We start from the raw sequence: 13,217 nt of genomic DNA, 5'->3' as shown, positions 1-13,217 counted from the left end.
AAGGCCCAATCGGTAGGGTGGGGGGTGTGGAATTTTCCGTATCTGAGCGTCATTTGATGGATGAGCGGGCGACCGATTCGCTCGACAAGCGCGCAGGGCAGCGGGAGAGCCTGCGCACGGGAGAACTGCGCGCGCTCTACCGAGAGCAAGATGAGAACGGGCGACGGGCGACGGCCAGGCATGGCCTCTGGCTGGGGGTCGGCGCCTACCTGCTTTATTCGATTACCGACATACTGCTCGTTCCCGATGTGGCGATCTACACGATCACTGGACGTGTTGCGGTTGCAGTCGTCGTGCTCGTCCTGATCGAAATCCTCGTTCGCGCGAAAGCCAGCCCCGATGCGCTTGACCTGGTCTGCGCCGCCGCCCTGCTAGCCGGCTATCTCGGGTGGCTTAGCCCTTCGATGATGACGGAGCATGTCCAAAGCTTTTCCCACTACATGGTGTTCGGCACCATCTTCATGATGGGAGCTAACCTGTTCTTCAGCTTCCGCTTCGTCCTTTCGGTGATCACCTCCGGTGCGATTCTCGCCGGCTCTTTGCTGGCCCTGACTCTGTTTCCGGCCGATGCCTCCTATCAGATTGCGCTCGGAACGTTTTACATTTCCTGCTTCATCTTCACGTCGTTCGTGAACTGGAAGCTCAACAAGGAGCGATACAACGTCTTCTTGAATGCCGTGGAAGCGAAGCTTCAGCACGAAGAGGCGACCGAACGGGGCGAGGCTCTCCTGCGGCTGTCGAGGACCGACCCCCTGACTGGTTTGGACAATCGCCGAGCCATCGAGGAGAAGCTGCGCCAACGCTGGTTTGAGTGGCGCGCCTTTGGGAGAGGATTTGCGGCAATCCTCATCGATATCGACTTCTTCAAGAAGTTCAACGACCACTACGGACATCAAGAAGGCGACCGCTGCCTGGCGGTGGTGGCGCAGGCTCTCGGCCGCACCGCAGCCCGACACAACGCCTCAATCGGACGATACGGCGGTGAAGAGTTCATCGTCCTGGCGGGCGTCGATGAACAAAAACAGGTCGTGCATCTTGCCGAGGAGATCCGTCGCACCGTCGAAACCTTGGCGTTGCCACATGAGAAAAGGCCGGACCGGCCCTTTGTCACCGCAAGCGTCGGCGCGTCCTTCACCAGAAACGGGGACGGCACGAAGCTGGAGAAGATCATCCACGAGGCCGACAGGGCTTTGTATCTGGCCAAAGGCAAGGGCCGCAACTGTGCCTGGCTGTTTGATCCGAACGATTCCGAGAGCGGCGAGGAAGGCGGAGACATAGCGGCTTTGCTGAAGGTCGCGATCGAACAGAACCTCATTTCACTCGTCTACCAACCCGTTCAGAACCTAGCGACCGGCCGAATCGAGGCTGTCGAGGCCCTCATGCGGCTTACAACCGTCGATGGGAAATCCGTTGCTCCGAGCTTGTTTATTCCCGTAGCGGAGCGGACCGGCGCCATTGCGAAACTCGGACAGTGGGCCATAAGCACTGCCTGCCGGAAACTCCTGGAGGAGCCTCAGGTACCGACCATCTGCATCAACGTCTCGCCGATCCAACTGAAAATGCCGGGCTTCGCCGCGTCCGTGGCGGCCATTCTCGAGGAGACCGGCGTGTCCGGCAGCAGGCTCACCTTCGAAATCACGGAAGGGGTGGAGATGGCGATCCACAACGATATCATCCGCTGCGTGAATGAGCTGAAGCGGCTGGGTATCCGGTTTTGGCTCGACGATTTCGGGACAGGTTTCGCGGGGCTTTCGTGGCTGCGGCTGATCGACTTCGATACGGTGAAAATCGATCGGTCGTTCCTTCACGATGCACGCGGGGAGGCAATGCTCCAGGATATCGCCGGCCTTGTTCGCAACCGCGGCTCAAGGGTGTTGGTGGAAGGCGTGGAAAGCGAGGACCAGTTGGCGCTCTTGCGCGCCTTGGGTATCGACCTTGCTCAGGGCTTCTATTTGGGGCGCCCGAGTTGCGAGATGCGCTACCGATCAAGCCCGGCGGTCACGTGGAAAGAGGCGCAGCCCTTCTTGCGTATCGTGTGAGCGAGGACCTCTCTGCGGCCGGCGCGCCGATGACGATCTGATCGGCCCCGATATCGTCGGCAACTTCGAGAATCTGTTCGTAGACCGTGCCGTGGCGGACGATCGTATCGACGGTCATGCCCTCGGGGTGTTCTCGCTGACGATCTGGTTCAGCCGAGGGGGGCGGCGCAGCTACGAGCGTCTGGATTCCATAAAAATTCCAGGATGTGAGTGTTCCTTTCAGCCGGTGCACCTAGTTTTGTAAACTGGGGGAGAAAGCGCTGATGCTCGATGACAACTGGCGCCGGCAATAAACCGCGGGCCGCTATGTCGGTCGGGGAGCCTCTTATACAAGCTCCCGCCGTCGATCCCGACCGGGCCGAATCCGGACAACGGCTGCGCCGTGAAGCCGGCGCAGCGCTGCAATTGCGCTGGGTTCGCGAATTTTGGAATGCGCGGTCCCTGGCCGTTCAGTTCCTGGTTGCGGGCGGGTTTGTTTCGGTTGCAGCCATGGTCATCATCGGCCTTCTTGTGACAAGTCTGATCCAGGACAGCGTCACCCGCAATTCTGCCGCGACAACCGCGCGTTACGTGGACAGCGTGATCGCCCCGCTGTTGCCGGACATGCAAAGGAACAAGGTGCTCGATGTCCCGGTCAAGCGTGCGCTCGACGAGACACTCGGACAGGGCGCGCTCGGCAATCGTCTTGCATCGTTCAACCTGTGGAGCCGCGACGGAACGATCCTTTATTCCAAGGACAAGACGCTTATCGGCAAGCGCTTCGAGCTCAGCGACGATCTCCAGGCCGCCTTCACGGGCAGGCTGGTCGCGGATTTCCATCGGCCCGCCGGCCTCACGGGCGAGACGGGGCCTGACGGCGGCAGCCCGCTGTTGGAGATCTACAATCCGGTGCTGCAGCCGTGGTCCGGCGATGTCGTCGCGGTTTCCGAATTCCAGGAGATCGCCACCGATTTCGAACGCGACCTGCGTCGGGCGCGCGCCTGGAGTTGGTTTGCCGTAGCTTCCGTCATATCGGGCTTCTTCCTCACGCTTTCAGCGATTGTCTTTCGAGGCAGCCGCCTGATCGACCGCCAAAGCAAGGCCCTCAGGGAGCGTGTTTCCGAGCTGTTGGATCTGCTTGCCCAGAACAAGGCACTCCGCTTGCGCGTCCAGCGCGCGTCACAGCGCACGGCCGCGCTCAACGAGCGCTATTTGAGGCGCATCGGCGCCGACCTGCACGATGGACCCTCGCAGCTCCTGGCGCTTGCAGCGCTCAAGCTGGACAGTGTAGCCCTGACCGACGCGTCCGCGGCAAGCGAGGCGCGCGAGCGCGAGGCCCTTGCCATCAAATCCGCTCTGGAAGAAGCCTTGCGCGAAATCAGAAGCATCTGCCACGGTCTCGTCCTGCCGCATGTCGAGGCGGCAGAGCTGCCGGAGATTCTCCGCCTGGCCGTCCGCACGCATGAACAGCGCACTGGCACGACCGCCGCGCTGTCGATGTCACAGACACCGTATTCCCTCTCGCCTTCGGAAAAGATTTGCATCTATCGATTTGTGCAGGAAGCGCTGAACAACAGCTACCGTCATGGCGGAGGCGTTGGGCAAGCGGTGAGGCAGACCGCGGACGCCGGCCGCATCGCCGTTGAGGTCTCCGACAGCGGCCCCGGTTTCGATCCAGCGAAGGTGCGCTCCGGGGGGCTCGGCCTTGCCGGCCTTCGCGAGCGGGTGGAAAGCCTTGGCGGCCGTTTCGAGGTTACCTCTTCCGGCAAGGGCACGAAGGTTCGGATGTCTCTCGATATAGAGGAAGTGGAGTCGTTGTGATGGCAGCAATTCGGATTGCGGTGATCGATGACCACCCGCTGTTCAGGGAGGGGGTGACACGCAGCCTGTCGGAAAGCGGCGGCTTTGAGATCGTCGGCGAAGGGGCCACGAAGGAGGACGCGTTGCGAATAACCGATGCGAAGCGTCCCGAAATCGTCTTGCTGGACATATCGATGCCCGGCGGAGGCTTGAACGCGATCGAGGCGATTCTCGCTCGCCACCCCGGCCAGAAGATCCTCCTGCTGACCGTCTCGGAAAGAACCGAGGATGTCGCAACGGCGTTGAACAGTGGCGCCAAGGGCTATGTGCTGAAAGGCGTCGGCTCTCGGGCGCTTGCAGAAATCCTGCGCGCGGTTGCGGCAGGCGAAAGTTATGTTTCGCCCAGTTTGTCGGCACGACTGCTCTCGGACCTCTCCGCGCGATCGGGTCTGCCGCCCATGACCAACCCGCTTGCCACCCTCACGATGCGGGAAAAGGAGATCCTGAGGCTGGTGGCAAGCGGGTTGAGCAATAAGCATGTCGCGCGACGGCTCGACCTTCAGGAAAAGACGGTCAAGCACCACATGACGCGCATTCTCGCCAAACTTGACGTGAGTAACCGTACCCAGGCCGCCATGGTGCTGCGCGATGCGATGGAAAGCGGCTATCCTCCGGCATGAACCGGAGCGCCGGAGGAGATCGGTTTCGCCATCATTTGCCCACGGCGCGCAGCCGCAGGTGATCGGATTGCGTTGCGGGGCGATTGATTATGATACGGCCATGCGCATCGGTCATCTCATAGCGGCCGTCCTGGATCTCCTCACGCATCCCGTTCGAATACTGCACTTCGAGGTTTACACCTTCAGTCGGCACATCGGCGGTTGTCCCGTCGGCGGGTTCCTGCTGGTCGGGCTCGACTTGTTCAGTGCCGTCGCTATCAACGGGCGCGGTGCTGTCAACGGGCGCGGTGCTGTCGATGGGCGCGGTGTTGTCCTGCTCCTCTTCGGGACTTTCTTGGGCAGCATCGCCCGCGTCCGCAGGGTCGCCGCTGCCGCCTGGCTCCTGGACGGTATCGCTTGGGCCGGGGGTTCCTTCGGTATCGGTTGCGCTGCCGGGCCCGTCGCTGCTCGGTGAATCCTCGCCCGAGCCGGAATCGCTCCCTTCGGAATCGTCCTGGGCGGCCGCCGTCTGCGGGAGAAGTCCTTTCGAGGGGCCGGTGAAGGTGAAGCGGTAGGGGGCCGCGACGAGTGCAGCCGCGAGGGACACACCGAGAAGTGCGGATGTGAGCTTTCTAGCTGAGAACATGGCTCCATTCCTCTACAGCCGCTTGGCGCTCTCACTCCACTCAAGAAGATAAGAATACCCGTGACTGTCGGCAACAATCGTGGAGACTTCATGCCAAGAAGCAGTCAGATCAGTGCCATCCTCATGAAGCGATGGTCTAATGGTCAGCCTGCCGAGACCGGCAGGCTGACCCACAGGCTTTGCGATGTAAGCGCGACGTGAACCGTCAGCCACACCGCCCCAAGGGACCCATTCTGTCGCAATCCTGCCCGTAGAGGATCAGTTGGTCTCCCTCGGCTCTCGCTCCAACGATCGAGGACACGCTCACGTTGTTGGCTTCGAGGGTCGCGCTGAGCGATCCATTCGATGCAATCGCGGCTTGCAGATTGGCGATGTCATCGGCGTGGATGCTGATGGCGTTCTCGATCGTGGTGTTGTTCTCGATATTGGTGATCGAGCCGATATTCACGACACTTACCGTCGCGCCTTCACCAACGTCATTGATCTGCGTGACGAACGTGTTGCTCGACTCTATCGCCGAAACGGCCTGGACGACCTCTTCGGACGAGGCGGTCGCGGTCGCGGTTACAGCGTCGGTTTCCTCAGGAGCCTCTGCCGTTGCGGCGGCTTCAGTGGTGCCGTCGTCCGGAACCTCGGCTTCCGCGTCAGCTTCCGGAGGCGTGGCGGCCATCTCTCCTTCGTCTTCCGCTCCGGTCAATGTGCCGGAAGCTTCAGCTTCCGCTTCCGTGCCGGCGGTGGCGGACGTGTCCGCTTCGGTCCCGTCGTCGCCGTTCAAGCTTCCCGAGGCCTCGGCGTCGGCTTCGGCTTCGGTGGACGCGCTGGCGCTGCCGGACAGATCACCGGAACCGTCCAGCGTTCCGGAGACGTCTGCCGTCCCGCTGGAAGTGGTGGAAGCGTCAGCCGTACCGGACACGCCCCCATCGTCGGCCGATACGCTGCTGGAGGCATCGGATGTGGAGGAAGCGCTGCTGGATGCGTCAACCGAGCTGCCGCCATCGTCGTCATCGTCGGCCAAGGCGGGGAAAGCCAGGATGGAGGTTGCCATCAAGGCAGCGGTCGTGAGTCCTAATACCCGTTTCATTGGTTTCTCCTCTTCGTAGGCGATTCACCGGCCGATGCCGCCGCTTCTCCGGCAGTGCAATGGCCGATGAATCTGCGCCTAAACGGGCCTTTCCCGGCGCTGTTCCGGGTATCGGACCTCTACGGCCGGCGGTTCGGACTTTAGACCGTGCCTGGTAAGACGGAAGTTTGCGGAAAGGCCTGACTTCCGGCGGTACCGGGCGTTCAAGAGGAGCATGCAGTGCTAGTGGCTGATCATCCACGGCCTTGCCGACGGAAAGGCCTTGGCGCCGTCTGGCTGGCTGACGGTTCTTGACGGACGTCTTCCCGCACAGCACGAGCACCCCGGCCCGTGTGCTTGGCCACCCCTGGTGCTCTTCGGGTTATGGGCGGAGCGCTCGTTGGTGGCGTGCGCGGCACGCATTCCCGGCTCCATGAGGGCAAAGTTGGGCGTGCGCAAGATGACACGCGGGGCGGACGCGCCGCATTCGGGGCAGTCGCAGGGCTCGGCCGCCTTGGCCATGGGGCGGAGCGCGGTGAAGACACCGCACTCCCCGCATTCGTAGTCGTAGAAGGGCATCGCAGAAGCCTCACAGATCCGGTGCGAGCGGTACGGAGACCGAGCCGTCGAGGTGCTTCACCGGCCCGGCGTTCCCCGGCATGATATCGAACTCGAAGATGTCGGTGGGCAGCCACAGCGTGGCGCAGGCGTTGGGGATGTCGACGACGCCGGAAATGTGCCCTTGCACCGGGGCGGTGCCGAGGATGGCGTAGGCCTGAGCCCTGGAGTAGCCGAACTTGGTGAGGTACTCGATGGCGTTGAGGCAGGCCTGGCGGTAGGCGATGTGCACATCGAGATAGTGCTGCTTGCCGGCCTCGTCGACCGAGATCCCCTCGAAGATCAGGTAGTCGTCGTATTTCGGCGTGATGGGGGAGGGGCGGAAGATCGGGTTCTTGATGCCGTACTTGGCCATGCCGCCTTTCAGGAGCGAAACCTTGATGTGCAGCCAGCCGGCCATCTCGATGGCGCCGCAGAAGGTGATTTCGCCGTCGCCCTGGGAGAAATGCAGGTCGCCCATGGAGAGGCCGGCGCCGTCCACATAGACGGGGAAGTAGATCTTCGAGCCGCGGCTCAGATCCTTAATGTCGCAGTTGCCGCCATGTTCGCGCGGCGGCACGGTGCGCGCGCCCTCTGCGGCTGCCTTGTCGCGCGCCTCGCCCTTGAGCATACCCATATGCGCCGTCTCGTCGCCGTTGGGGAGCGTGGCAAGCGCCGGCACGCGCTCCGGATCGGTATCGAACAGTGCCTGCTCGCGCGTGTTCCACATCTCCAGCATCTTCCTGTCCGGTAGGCAGCCGATGAGGCCCGGATGGATGAGGCCGGCATATTTCACCCCCGGCACGTGGCGGGAGGAGGTGAACATGCCGTGGAAATCCCAGATGGATTTCTGCGCCTCGGGGAAATGCTCGGTCAGGAAGCCGCCGCCGTTCTTCTTCGAAAAGAAGCCGTTGAAACCCCAGAGCGAATTGTCGAAGGCGCCGATGTCGAGGATGTCGACGACGAGGAGATCGCCCGGCTCGGCGCCCTTGACACCGATGGGGCCGGACAGGAAGTGCACCTGGTTCAGGTCGACATCGCGGACGTCTGCCGCATCGTCGTCGTTCTTGATCTGCCCGCCCGTCCAGTCATAGGTCTCGACCCGGAAATCGTCGCCCGGCTCTACCCAGCAGGCCATGGGGATGTCGGGATGCCAACGGTTGTGGATCTTCTCGTTCTCGTAGGGCGAGGTGGTGAGATCGACCTTGATCAGTGTGTCGGGCATGGATGGCTCCTCTTTGTGAATAGCTGGATTTGGTCAGACGGACAGGAAGGCGGCGACTTTCTTCTCGTCGATGCCTTCGCGCGGGCTCTCGTGGACGAATTCGCCGTTCTCGATGACGAGAACACGGTCGGCGATGTCGAGGGCGAAGCTTAAAACCTGCTCGGAGACGACGATGGAAAGGCCGCGCTCATCGCGGATGCGGCGGAGCGTGCGTGCCATCTCCTTGATGATGGAGGGCTGGATGCCCTCGGTCGGCTCGTCGAGCAGCAGCACCTTGGGCCGGGAGGCAAGCGCGCGGGCGATGGCGAGCTGCTGCTGCTGGCCGCCGGAAAGATTGCCGCCGCGCCGGCTCTTCATTTCGAGAAGCACGGGGAACAGCTCGTAGATGTCGCCCGGCACCGTGCTTTCGCCGGTCACGGTAAGGCCGGTCTCGATGTTCTCCTTCACCGTCATCGTGGAGAAGACCATCCGCCCCTGCGGCACATAGGCGAGGCCCTTTGCGACCCGCTCGTAGCTTTCCGAAGCTTCGATCGCATCGCCGTCGATGCTGATGCCGCCCGCCTGCGCCGGCAGCATGCCGATGAGCGACTTCATGAGCGTGGTCTTGCCCATGCCGTTGCGCCCCATGATGGCGACGATTTCACCGGGCTTCACGCCGAAGGAGACGGAGTGGATCACCTCGCTCTGGCCGTAGGAGACGCTGAGATTGTCGACGTTGAGCATGTCCGCCTCCTAGTGGCCCAGATAGACTTCGATGACCTTCGGGTCGTGCTGGACGTGGTCCATCGAGCCCTCGGAGAGGACCTTGCCCTGGTGCATCACGGTGACGCGGTGGGCGATGTCCTGGACGAATTTCATGTCGTGCTCGATCACGATCACCGAATGATCCTTGATGATCTGGTGCAGGAGTTCCGCCGTCTTCACGCGCTCCGACACGCTCATGCCGGCCACCGGCTCGTCGAGCATCAGGAGTTCCGGGCTCTGGATCAGGAGCATGCCGATCTCCAGCCACTGCTTCTGGCCGTGGCTCAGGATCGCCGCTTCCGTCTTGAGCTGGTCCCTGAGGAAGATCATCTCGGCGATCTCCTCGACGCGGTCGATCACTTCCTTGTCGCGCTTGAAGGCGAGCGCGCCGAAGACGCCGCGGCCGCGCGGGAAGGAGAGCTCGAGGTTCTCGAAGACGGTCAGATCCTCGTAGATCGACGGGTTCTGGAATTTCCGCCCCACGCCGGCGTGGACGATCTCGTGCTCCTTCATCCGCGTCAGCTCCTTGTCGCGGAAGCGGATCGAGCCTTCGGTTGCCGTCGTGCGTCCGCAGATCAAGTCGAGCACGGTGGTCTTGCCGGCGCCGTTCGGGCCGATGATGACGCGGATTTCGTTCTCGTCGACGTAGAAGGAAAGGTCGTTGACCGCCTTGAACCCGTCGAAGGAGACGGTGAGGCCTTCGACCGAGAGAAGGAAGTCCCTGGGTGTGGAGGCTGGATTGGCCTGTTGCATGGGTGAGCTTCCTATTCAGCGGCCAGTTTGACGGCTTCGGCCGGTGTGGCGTCGGGAGCGGGCGGCGGAGGCGACTTCCGCGTGAGCTTTGCCAAAAGCGGCTCCACATGGGAGCGGAAGAGCCCGGCTAGCCCGTTGGGGAAGGCCATCACGACGGCGATGAAAAGGCCGCCCATGGCGAACAGCCAGAGTTCCGGAAAGCTCTCGGAGAAGCTGGTCTTTGCCCAGTTGACGATGAGCGCGCCGTAGACCGCGCCGAAGAGCGACAAGCGTCCGCCGACGGCGGCGAAGATGACCATTTCGATGGACGGCACGATGCCAACGAAGGAGGGCGACATGAAGCCGACCTGGAGCGTGAACATCGCTCCGCCGATGGCGGAGAAGGCGGCCGCCAGGCAGAAGATGAAGATCTTGAAATCGGCCACGCTGTAGCCGGAGAAACGCACCCGGTCCTCCTTGTCGCGCATGGCGATCAAGAGCCGGCCGAACTTTGAGACCCGCACCGCCTGACCGAGGAGGAGCACTACGATGAGGAGGGCGGCGTTGACGAAGTAGAGGATGAACTTGGCACTGTCGGTGCGGATGTCCCAGCCGAGCAGGGTGCGCAGGTCGGTGATGCCGTTGACCCCGCCGGTGTAGCCCTGCTGACCGATGATGAGGATGGTGAGGATGGCGGCGATCGCCTGGGTGATAATGGCGAAATAGACGCCGCCTACCCGCCTTTTGAACATGGCCGCGCCGATGATGTAGGCGAAGACGACCGGCACGACGATGACGGCGGCGAGCGTGAAGGGGAAGGACTTGAAGGGGATCCACCAGAAGGGGAGTTCGGTCACCTGGTTCCAGTCCATGAAATCGGGAATGCCGGGCGTGGACTGGATGGCCGTGTTTTCCGGGCTGGAAGCCTCCAGCTTCAGGAACATGGCCATGCAGTAGCCGCCGAGGCCGAAGAAAATGCCCTGGCCGAGGCTAAGGATCCCCCCGTGCCCCCAGCACAGAACCAACCCCGCGGCAACGAAGGCATAGGTGAGATACTTGCCGACGAGGTTGAGGCGGAAGATGTCCATGGTGGCGGGGAAGACGATCAGGATGAGCGCGGCCAGGACGGCAAGGGCTATCCATTCGCGCCGGGTGTAGAGAGTAGCGTTCATCGCATGGTCCCCCTCAGCGGCGCATCTTGAGTGTGAAGAGGCCTTCGGGCCGCAGCATCAGGATGCCCACCACGGTCAGAAGCGTGAGCACCTTGGCCATCGAGCCCGACATGAAGAACTCCATGGTCGACTGGGCCTGGCTGATGGTGAAGGCGGAGGCGATGGTGCCGATGAGGCTGGCCGCGCCGCCGAAGACGACGACAAGGAAGGTGTCGACGATGTAGAGCTGCCCGGCCGTCGGCCCGGTGGAGCCGATCATGGTGAAGGCGGAGCCGGCAACGCCCGCCACCCCGCAGCCGAGGCCGAAGGTCACGCGGTCCACCTTCTTGGTGTTGATGCCGACGGCACCGGCCATCGCGCGGTTCTGCACAACCGCGCGCACGCGCCTGCCCCACGCGGAACGGAACATCAGGATGAAGACACCAAGGGAAATAAGCATCGTCAGCACCATGACGAAGATGCCGTTGATCGGCACCTCGATGATGTCGGTCAGCGCGATGGACCCCATCATCCAGTCGGGCAGGCTGACGCCGACTTCGCGTGCGCCGAAGACCGAGCGATAGAGCTGCTGCAGGATGAGGCTAAGGCCCCAGGTGGCGAGCAGCGTGTCGAGCGGGCGCTTGTAGAGATGCCGGATCATCGCCCATTCGACCAGCATGCCGAGCGCGCCCGAGGCGAGAAAGGCGAGCGCCATGGCGATGAAGAAGTAGATGGGAAACAACGCCGGCACATAGGCCGTCACGAAGTGCGAGCAGAGCCAGGTGACATAGGCGCCAAGGATCATGAACTCGCCATGGGCCATGTTGATGACGCCCATCTGGCCGAAGATGATGGCAAGCCCCAGGGCCATCAGCACGAAGACGGAGAAGAGGATAAGCCCGGCGAAACCCTGCATCGCCAGGATGGAGCTGAATTCGACAAGGGTGTAGTCGCCGATCATGGTTCGCCTCGTGCTGTTTGCGTTGACGCCGGCGCCCTTTCGCGCCGCGTCGTCATCCCGGAAGCCGGAGCCCGCAGGGCGGAGGCTGTCGGGGACCCATTCCGGAAGGTGGACGAGTCACGGAATGGATCCCGGCTCGCGGTCGCTTGCGCTCCCTTGGCCGGGATGACGCGTGGCGCGGGGAGCCTCCCCGGATGAGCGCCGGGGAGGCCGGAAGGCTTATTGGTAGCCTTCGGGGAAGGGGTCGGGCTCCACGAGATCCTCCGTCTCGAAGACCACCTCGTATTGCCCGTCGTCGAGCGCATGGCCGACGCGCGTCTTCGACCACAGATGGTGGTTCTCGTGGATACGGACGTAGCCTTCCGGCGCCTTGGTGAACTCGATTCCCGGCGAGGCCTCGCGCACCTTGTCGATGTCGAAACTGCCGGCCTTCTCCACCGCCATCTTCCACAGCCACGGCCCCAGATAGGCTGCCTGGGTGACATCGCCGATGACGATCTCGTCGCCCCACATCTCCTTGAAGGCTTTGACGAACTCGGCATTGTTGTCGTTCGGCAGGCTCTGGAAGTATTTCATGCAGGCATAGGCGCCGACGATGTTCTCGCCGCCGATGCCGAGGATCTCGTCCTCCGTCACCGAGATGGTGAGGAGCAGCGGCTTCTCCTTGGTCATGTCTATGCCGGCGGCCTTGAGCTGCTTGTAGAAGGCGACGTTGGAGCCGCCGACGACGATGGCGTAGATGACGTCGGGCTTCCTCAGCTTGATCTTGTTGATCACCGAGTTGAACTGGGTGTGGCCGAGTGGGTAGTACTCCTCGCCCACCACTTCCAGTCCCAGCTTATCGATGTGCTTGCGGGCGATCTTGTTGGAGGTGCGCGGCCAGATGTAATCGGAGCCCAGAAGATAGAAGCTCTTGGCGCCCTTGTTCTGCGCCACCCAGTCGATACCGGCGATGATCTGCTGTGTCGCTTCCTGGCCGGTGTAGATGACGTTCGGGCTCTCCTCGAGGCCTTCGTAGAAGGTCGGGTAGTAGAGCATGCCGTTATACTGCTCGAAGACCGGCAGCACCGCCTTGCGCGAGGCCGATGTCCAGCAGCCCATCACCGAGGCCACCTTGTCCTGCACGAGAAGCTTCTTGGCCTTCTCGGCGAAGGTCGGCCAGTCGGAGGCGCCGTCCTCCTGGATGAAGTCGATCTGCCTTCCGAGCACGCCGCCCATATCGTTGATCTGCTTGATGGCGAGCTTTTCCGCCTGTACCGAGCCGGTCTCCGAAATCGCCATGGTGCCGGTGACGGAGTGCAGGATGCCCACCGTCACCTTGTCGTCGGTGACGGCAAGCCCGGTGGTGTTCACCTCCGCCGTCGGATAGTCGGCCGCGTTCACTTTGCCGCCCAGCATGCCCATGAAGGGCAGTGCGCTGATGCCGGCAAGAACCTGCCGGCGCGTTGCGATGGGACTCTTCCGAGGGGTGTCGTCGCTCATGATGCTTGTGCCTCGCTTGCCTGATCTCAAACCTGCTGGCCTATCGCCAACTGCCGCAATTTTGGGCATTTAAGGCCGCTGCCTATCAACGGGGCATTTGACGTATTCCCGCGGTGCATTTTTCCCCCTAAGCTGCGGCAAA

The 13,217-nt window shown here is 62.5% G+C and carries 13 protein-coding genes; 3 read left to right on the top strand and 10 right to left on the bottom strand.

Annotation, left to right across the window (positions count from 1 at the left end):
* Positions 1-56: 56 nt before the first annotated feature.
* Positions 57-2,039, top strand: coding sequence for a putative bifunctional diguanylate cyclase/phosphodiesterase (locus GPJ75_RS02515; RefSeq protein WP_163264904.1), 1,983 nt, complete (start codon positions 57-59; stop codon positions 2,037-2,039).
* Here the strand turns inward: GPJ75_RS02515 and GPJ75_RS27700 are convergent.
* The gene (locus tag GPJ75_RS27700; protein ID WP_425483103.1) at positions 1,999-2,157 is read right to left on the bottom strand and encodes a hypothetical protein; all 159 of its coding nucleotides are present in this window, start codon (positions 2,155-2,157) and stop codon (positions 1,999-2,001) included. The two genes, GPJ75_RS02515 and GPJ75_RS27700, sit on opposite strands and share 41 nt — an antisense overlap.
* A 281-nt stretch (positions 2,158-2,438) precedes the next feature.
* Here GPJ75_RS27700 and GPJ75_RS02505 point away from each other — a divergent pair, with 281 nt between their 5' ends.
* Positions 2,439-3,839: a sensor histidine kinase gene (locus GPJ75_RS02505; RefSeq protein WP_246248886.1), complete on the top strand. Its 1,401-nt coding sequence runs from the start codon at positions 2,439-2,441 to the stop codon at positions 3,837-3,839.
* Complete coding sequence (locus GPJ75_RS02500; RefSeq protein WP_163264743.1) at positions 3,836-4,498, top strand: LuxR C-terminal-related transcriptional regulator; 663 nt, start codon at positions 3,836-3,838, stop codon at positions 4,496-4,498. Before GPJ75_RS02505 ends, GPJ75_RS02500 begins: the two co-directional genes overlap by 4 nt.
* A 31-nt stretch (positions 4,499-4,529) precedes the next feature.
* Here GPJ75_RS02500 and GPJ75_RS02495 read toward each other — a convergent pair whose 3' ends face one another.
* The 9 genes from GPJ75_RS02495 to urtA form a co-directional block, all read right to left on the bottom strand.
* Positions 4,530-5,123: a hypothetical protein gene (locus tag GPJ75_RS02495; protein WP_163264741.1), complete on the bottom strand. Its 594-nt coding sequence runs from the start codon at positions 5,121-5,123 to the stop codon at positions 4,530-4,532.
* Positions 5,124-5,328: 205 nt separating this feature from the next.
* Positions 5,329-6,204, bottom strand: coding sequence for a prolipoprotein diacylglyceryl transferase (locus GPJ75_RS02490; protein ID WP_163264739.1), 876 nt, complete (start codon positions 6,202-6,204; stop codon positions 5,329-5,331).
* Between the two features lie 222 nt (positions 6,205-6,426).
* A complete protein-coding gene (locus tag GPJ75_RS02485) occupies positions 6,427-6,762 on the bottom strand; it encodes an FmdB family zinc ribbon protein (protein WP_163264737.1) in 336 nt (111 codons plus the stop codon).
* A gap of 10 nt (positions 6,763-6,772) precedes the next feature.
* Positions 6,773-8,005, bottom strand: a complete 1,233-nt coding sequence (gene fmdA / locus GPJ75_RS02480; protein ID WP_163264735.1) for a formamidase — start codon at positions 8,003-8,005, stop codon at positions 6,773-6,775.
* A gap of 33 nt (positions 8,006-8,038) precedes the next feature.
* Positions 8,039-8,728 carry an urea ABC transporter ATP-binding subunit UrtE gene (gene urtE / locus GPJ75_RS02475; protein WP_163264733.1) on the bottom strand — a complete coding sequence of 230 codons (690 nt, stop codon included), beginning with the start codon at positions 8,726-8,728 and terminating at the stop codon, positions 8,039-8,041.
* A gap of 9 nt (positions 8,729-8,737) precedes the next feature.
* On the bottom strand, positions 8,738-9,502 hold the full coding sequence (gene urtD / locus GPJ75_RS02470; protein ID WP_163264731.1) for an urea ABC transporter ATP-binding protein UrtD: 765 nt from the start codon (positions 9,500-9,502) through the stop codon (positions 8,738-8,740).
* Between the two features lie 11 nt (positions 9,503-9,513).
* Positions 9,514-10,653, bottom strand: coding sequence for an urea ABC transporter permease subunit UrtC (gene urtC / locus GPJ75_RS02465; protein ID WP_163264729.1), 1,140 nt, complete (start codon positions 10,651-10,653; stop codon positions 9,514-9,516).
* Positions 10,654-10,666: 13 nt separating this feature from the next.
* Entirely contained in the window at positions 10,667-11,593 is a 927-nt protein-coding gene (urtB, locus tag GPJ75_RS02460) for an urea ABC transporter permease subunit UrtB (RefSeq protein WP_163264727.1), read from the bottom strand.
* A gap of 219 nt (positions 11,594-11,812) precedes the next feature.
* On the bottom strand, positions 11,813-13,075 hold the full coding sequence (gene urtA / locus GPJ75_RS02455; RefSeq protein ID WP_163264725.1) for an urea ABC transporter substrate-binding protein: 1,263 nt from the start codon (positions 13,073-13,075) through the stop codon (positions 11,813-11,815).
* Positions 13,076-13,217 lie beyond the last annotated feature (142 nt).

The organism is Chelativorans alearensis, assembly GCF_010993735.1.
GTDB classification, from domain to species: domain Bacteria; phylum Pseudomonadota; class Alphaproteobacteria; order Rhizobiales; family Rhizobiaceae; genus Chelativorans; species Chelativorans alearense.
The sequence above is the reverse complement of the archived record's forward strand: the minus strand, read 5'-3'. Positions and strand labels throughout refer to the sequence as shown.

Excerpts from the sequence above, each read along its gene's own strand:
- GPJ75_RS02515 (WP_163264904.1), top strand. The coding sequence starts at position 57 with ATGGATGAGCGGGCGACCGATTCGCTCGACAAGCGCGCAGGGCAGCGG.
- GPJ75_RS27700 (WP_425483103.1), bottom strand. The coding sequence starts at position 2,157 with ATGACCGTCGATACGATCGTCCGCCACGGCACGGTCTACGAACAGATT.
- GPJ75_RS02495 (WP_163264741.1), bottom strand. The coding sequence starts at position 5,123 with ATGTTCTCAGCTAGAAAGCTCACATCCGCACTTCTCGGTGTGTCCCTC.
- GPJ75_RS02490 (WP_163264739.1), bottom strand. The coding sequence starts at position 6,204 with ATGAAACGGGTATTAGGACTCACGACCGCTGCCTTGATGGCAACCTCC.
- GPJ75_RS02485 (WP_163264737.1), bottom strand. The coding sequence starts at position 6,762 with ATGCCCTTCTACGACTACGAATGCGGGGAGTGCGGTGTCTTCACCGCG.
- fmdA (WP_163264735.1), bottom strand. The coding sequence starts at position 8,005 with ATGCCCGACACACTGATCAAGGTCGATCTCACCACCTCGCCCTACGAG.
- urtE (WP_163264733.1), bottom strand. The coding sequence starts at position 8,728 with ATGCTCAACGTCGACAATCTCAGCGTCTCCTACGGCCAGAGCGAGGTG.
- urtD (WP_163264731.1), bottom strand. The coding sequence starts at position 9,502 with ATGCAACAGGCCAATCCAGCCTCCACACCCAGGGACTTCCTTCTCTCG.
- urtC (WP_163264729.1), bottom strand. The coding sequence starts at position 10,653 with ATGAACGCTACTCTCTACACCCGGCGCGAATGGATAGCCCTTGCCGTC.
- urtB (WP_163264727.1), bottom strand. The coding sequence starts at position 11,593 with ATGATCGGCGACTACACCCTTGTCGAATTCAGCTCCATCCTGGCGATG.
- urtA (WP_163264725.1), bottom strand. The coding sequence starts at position 13,075 with ATGAGCGACGACACCCCTCGGAAGAGTCCCATCGCAACGCGCCGGCAG.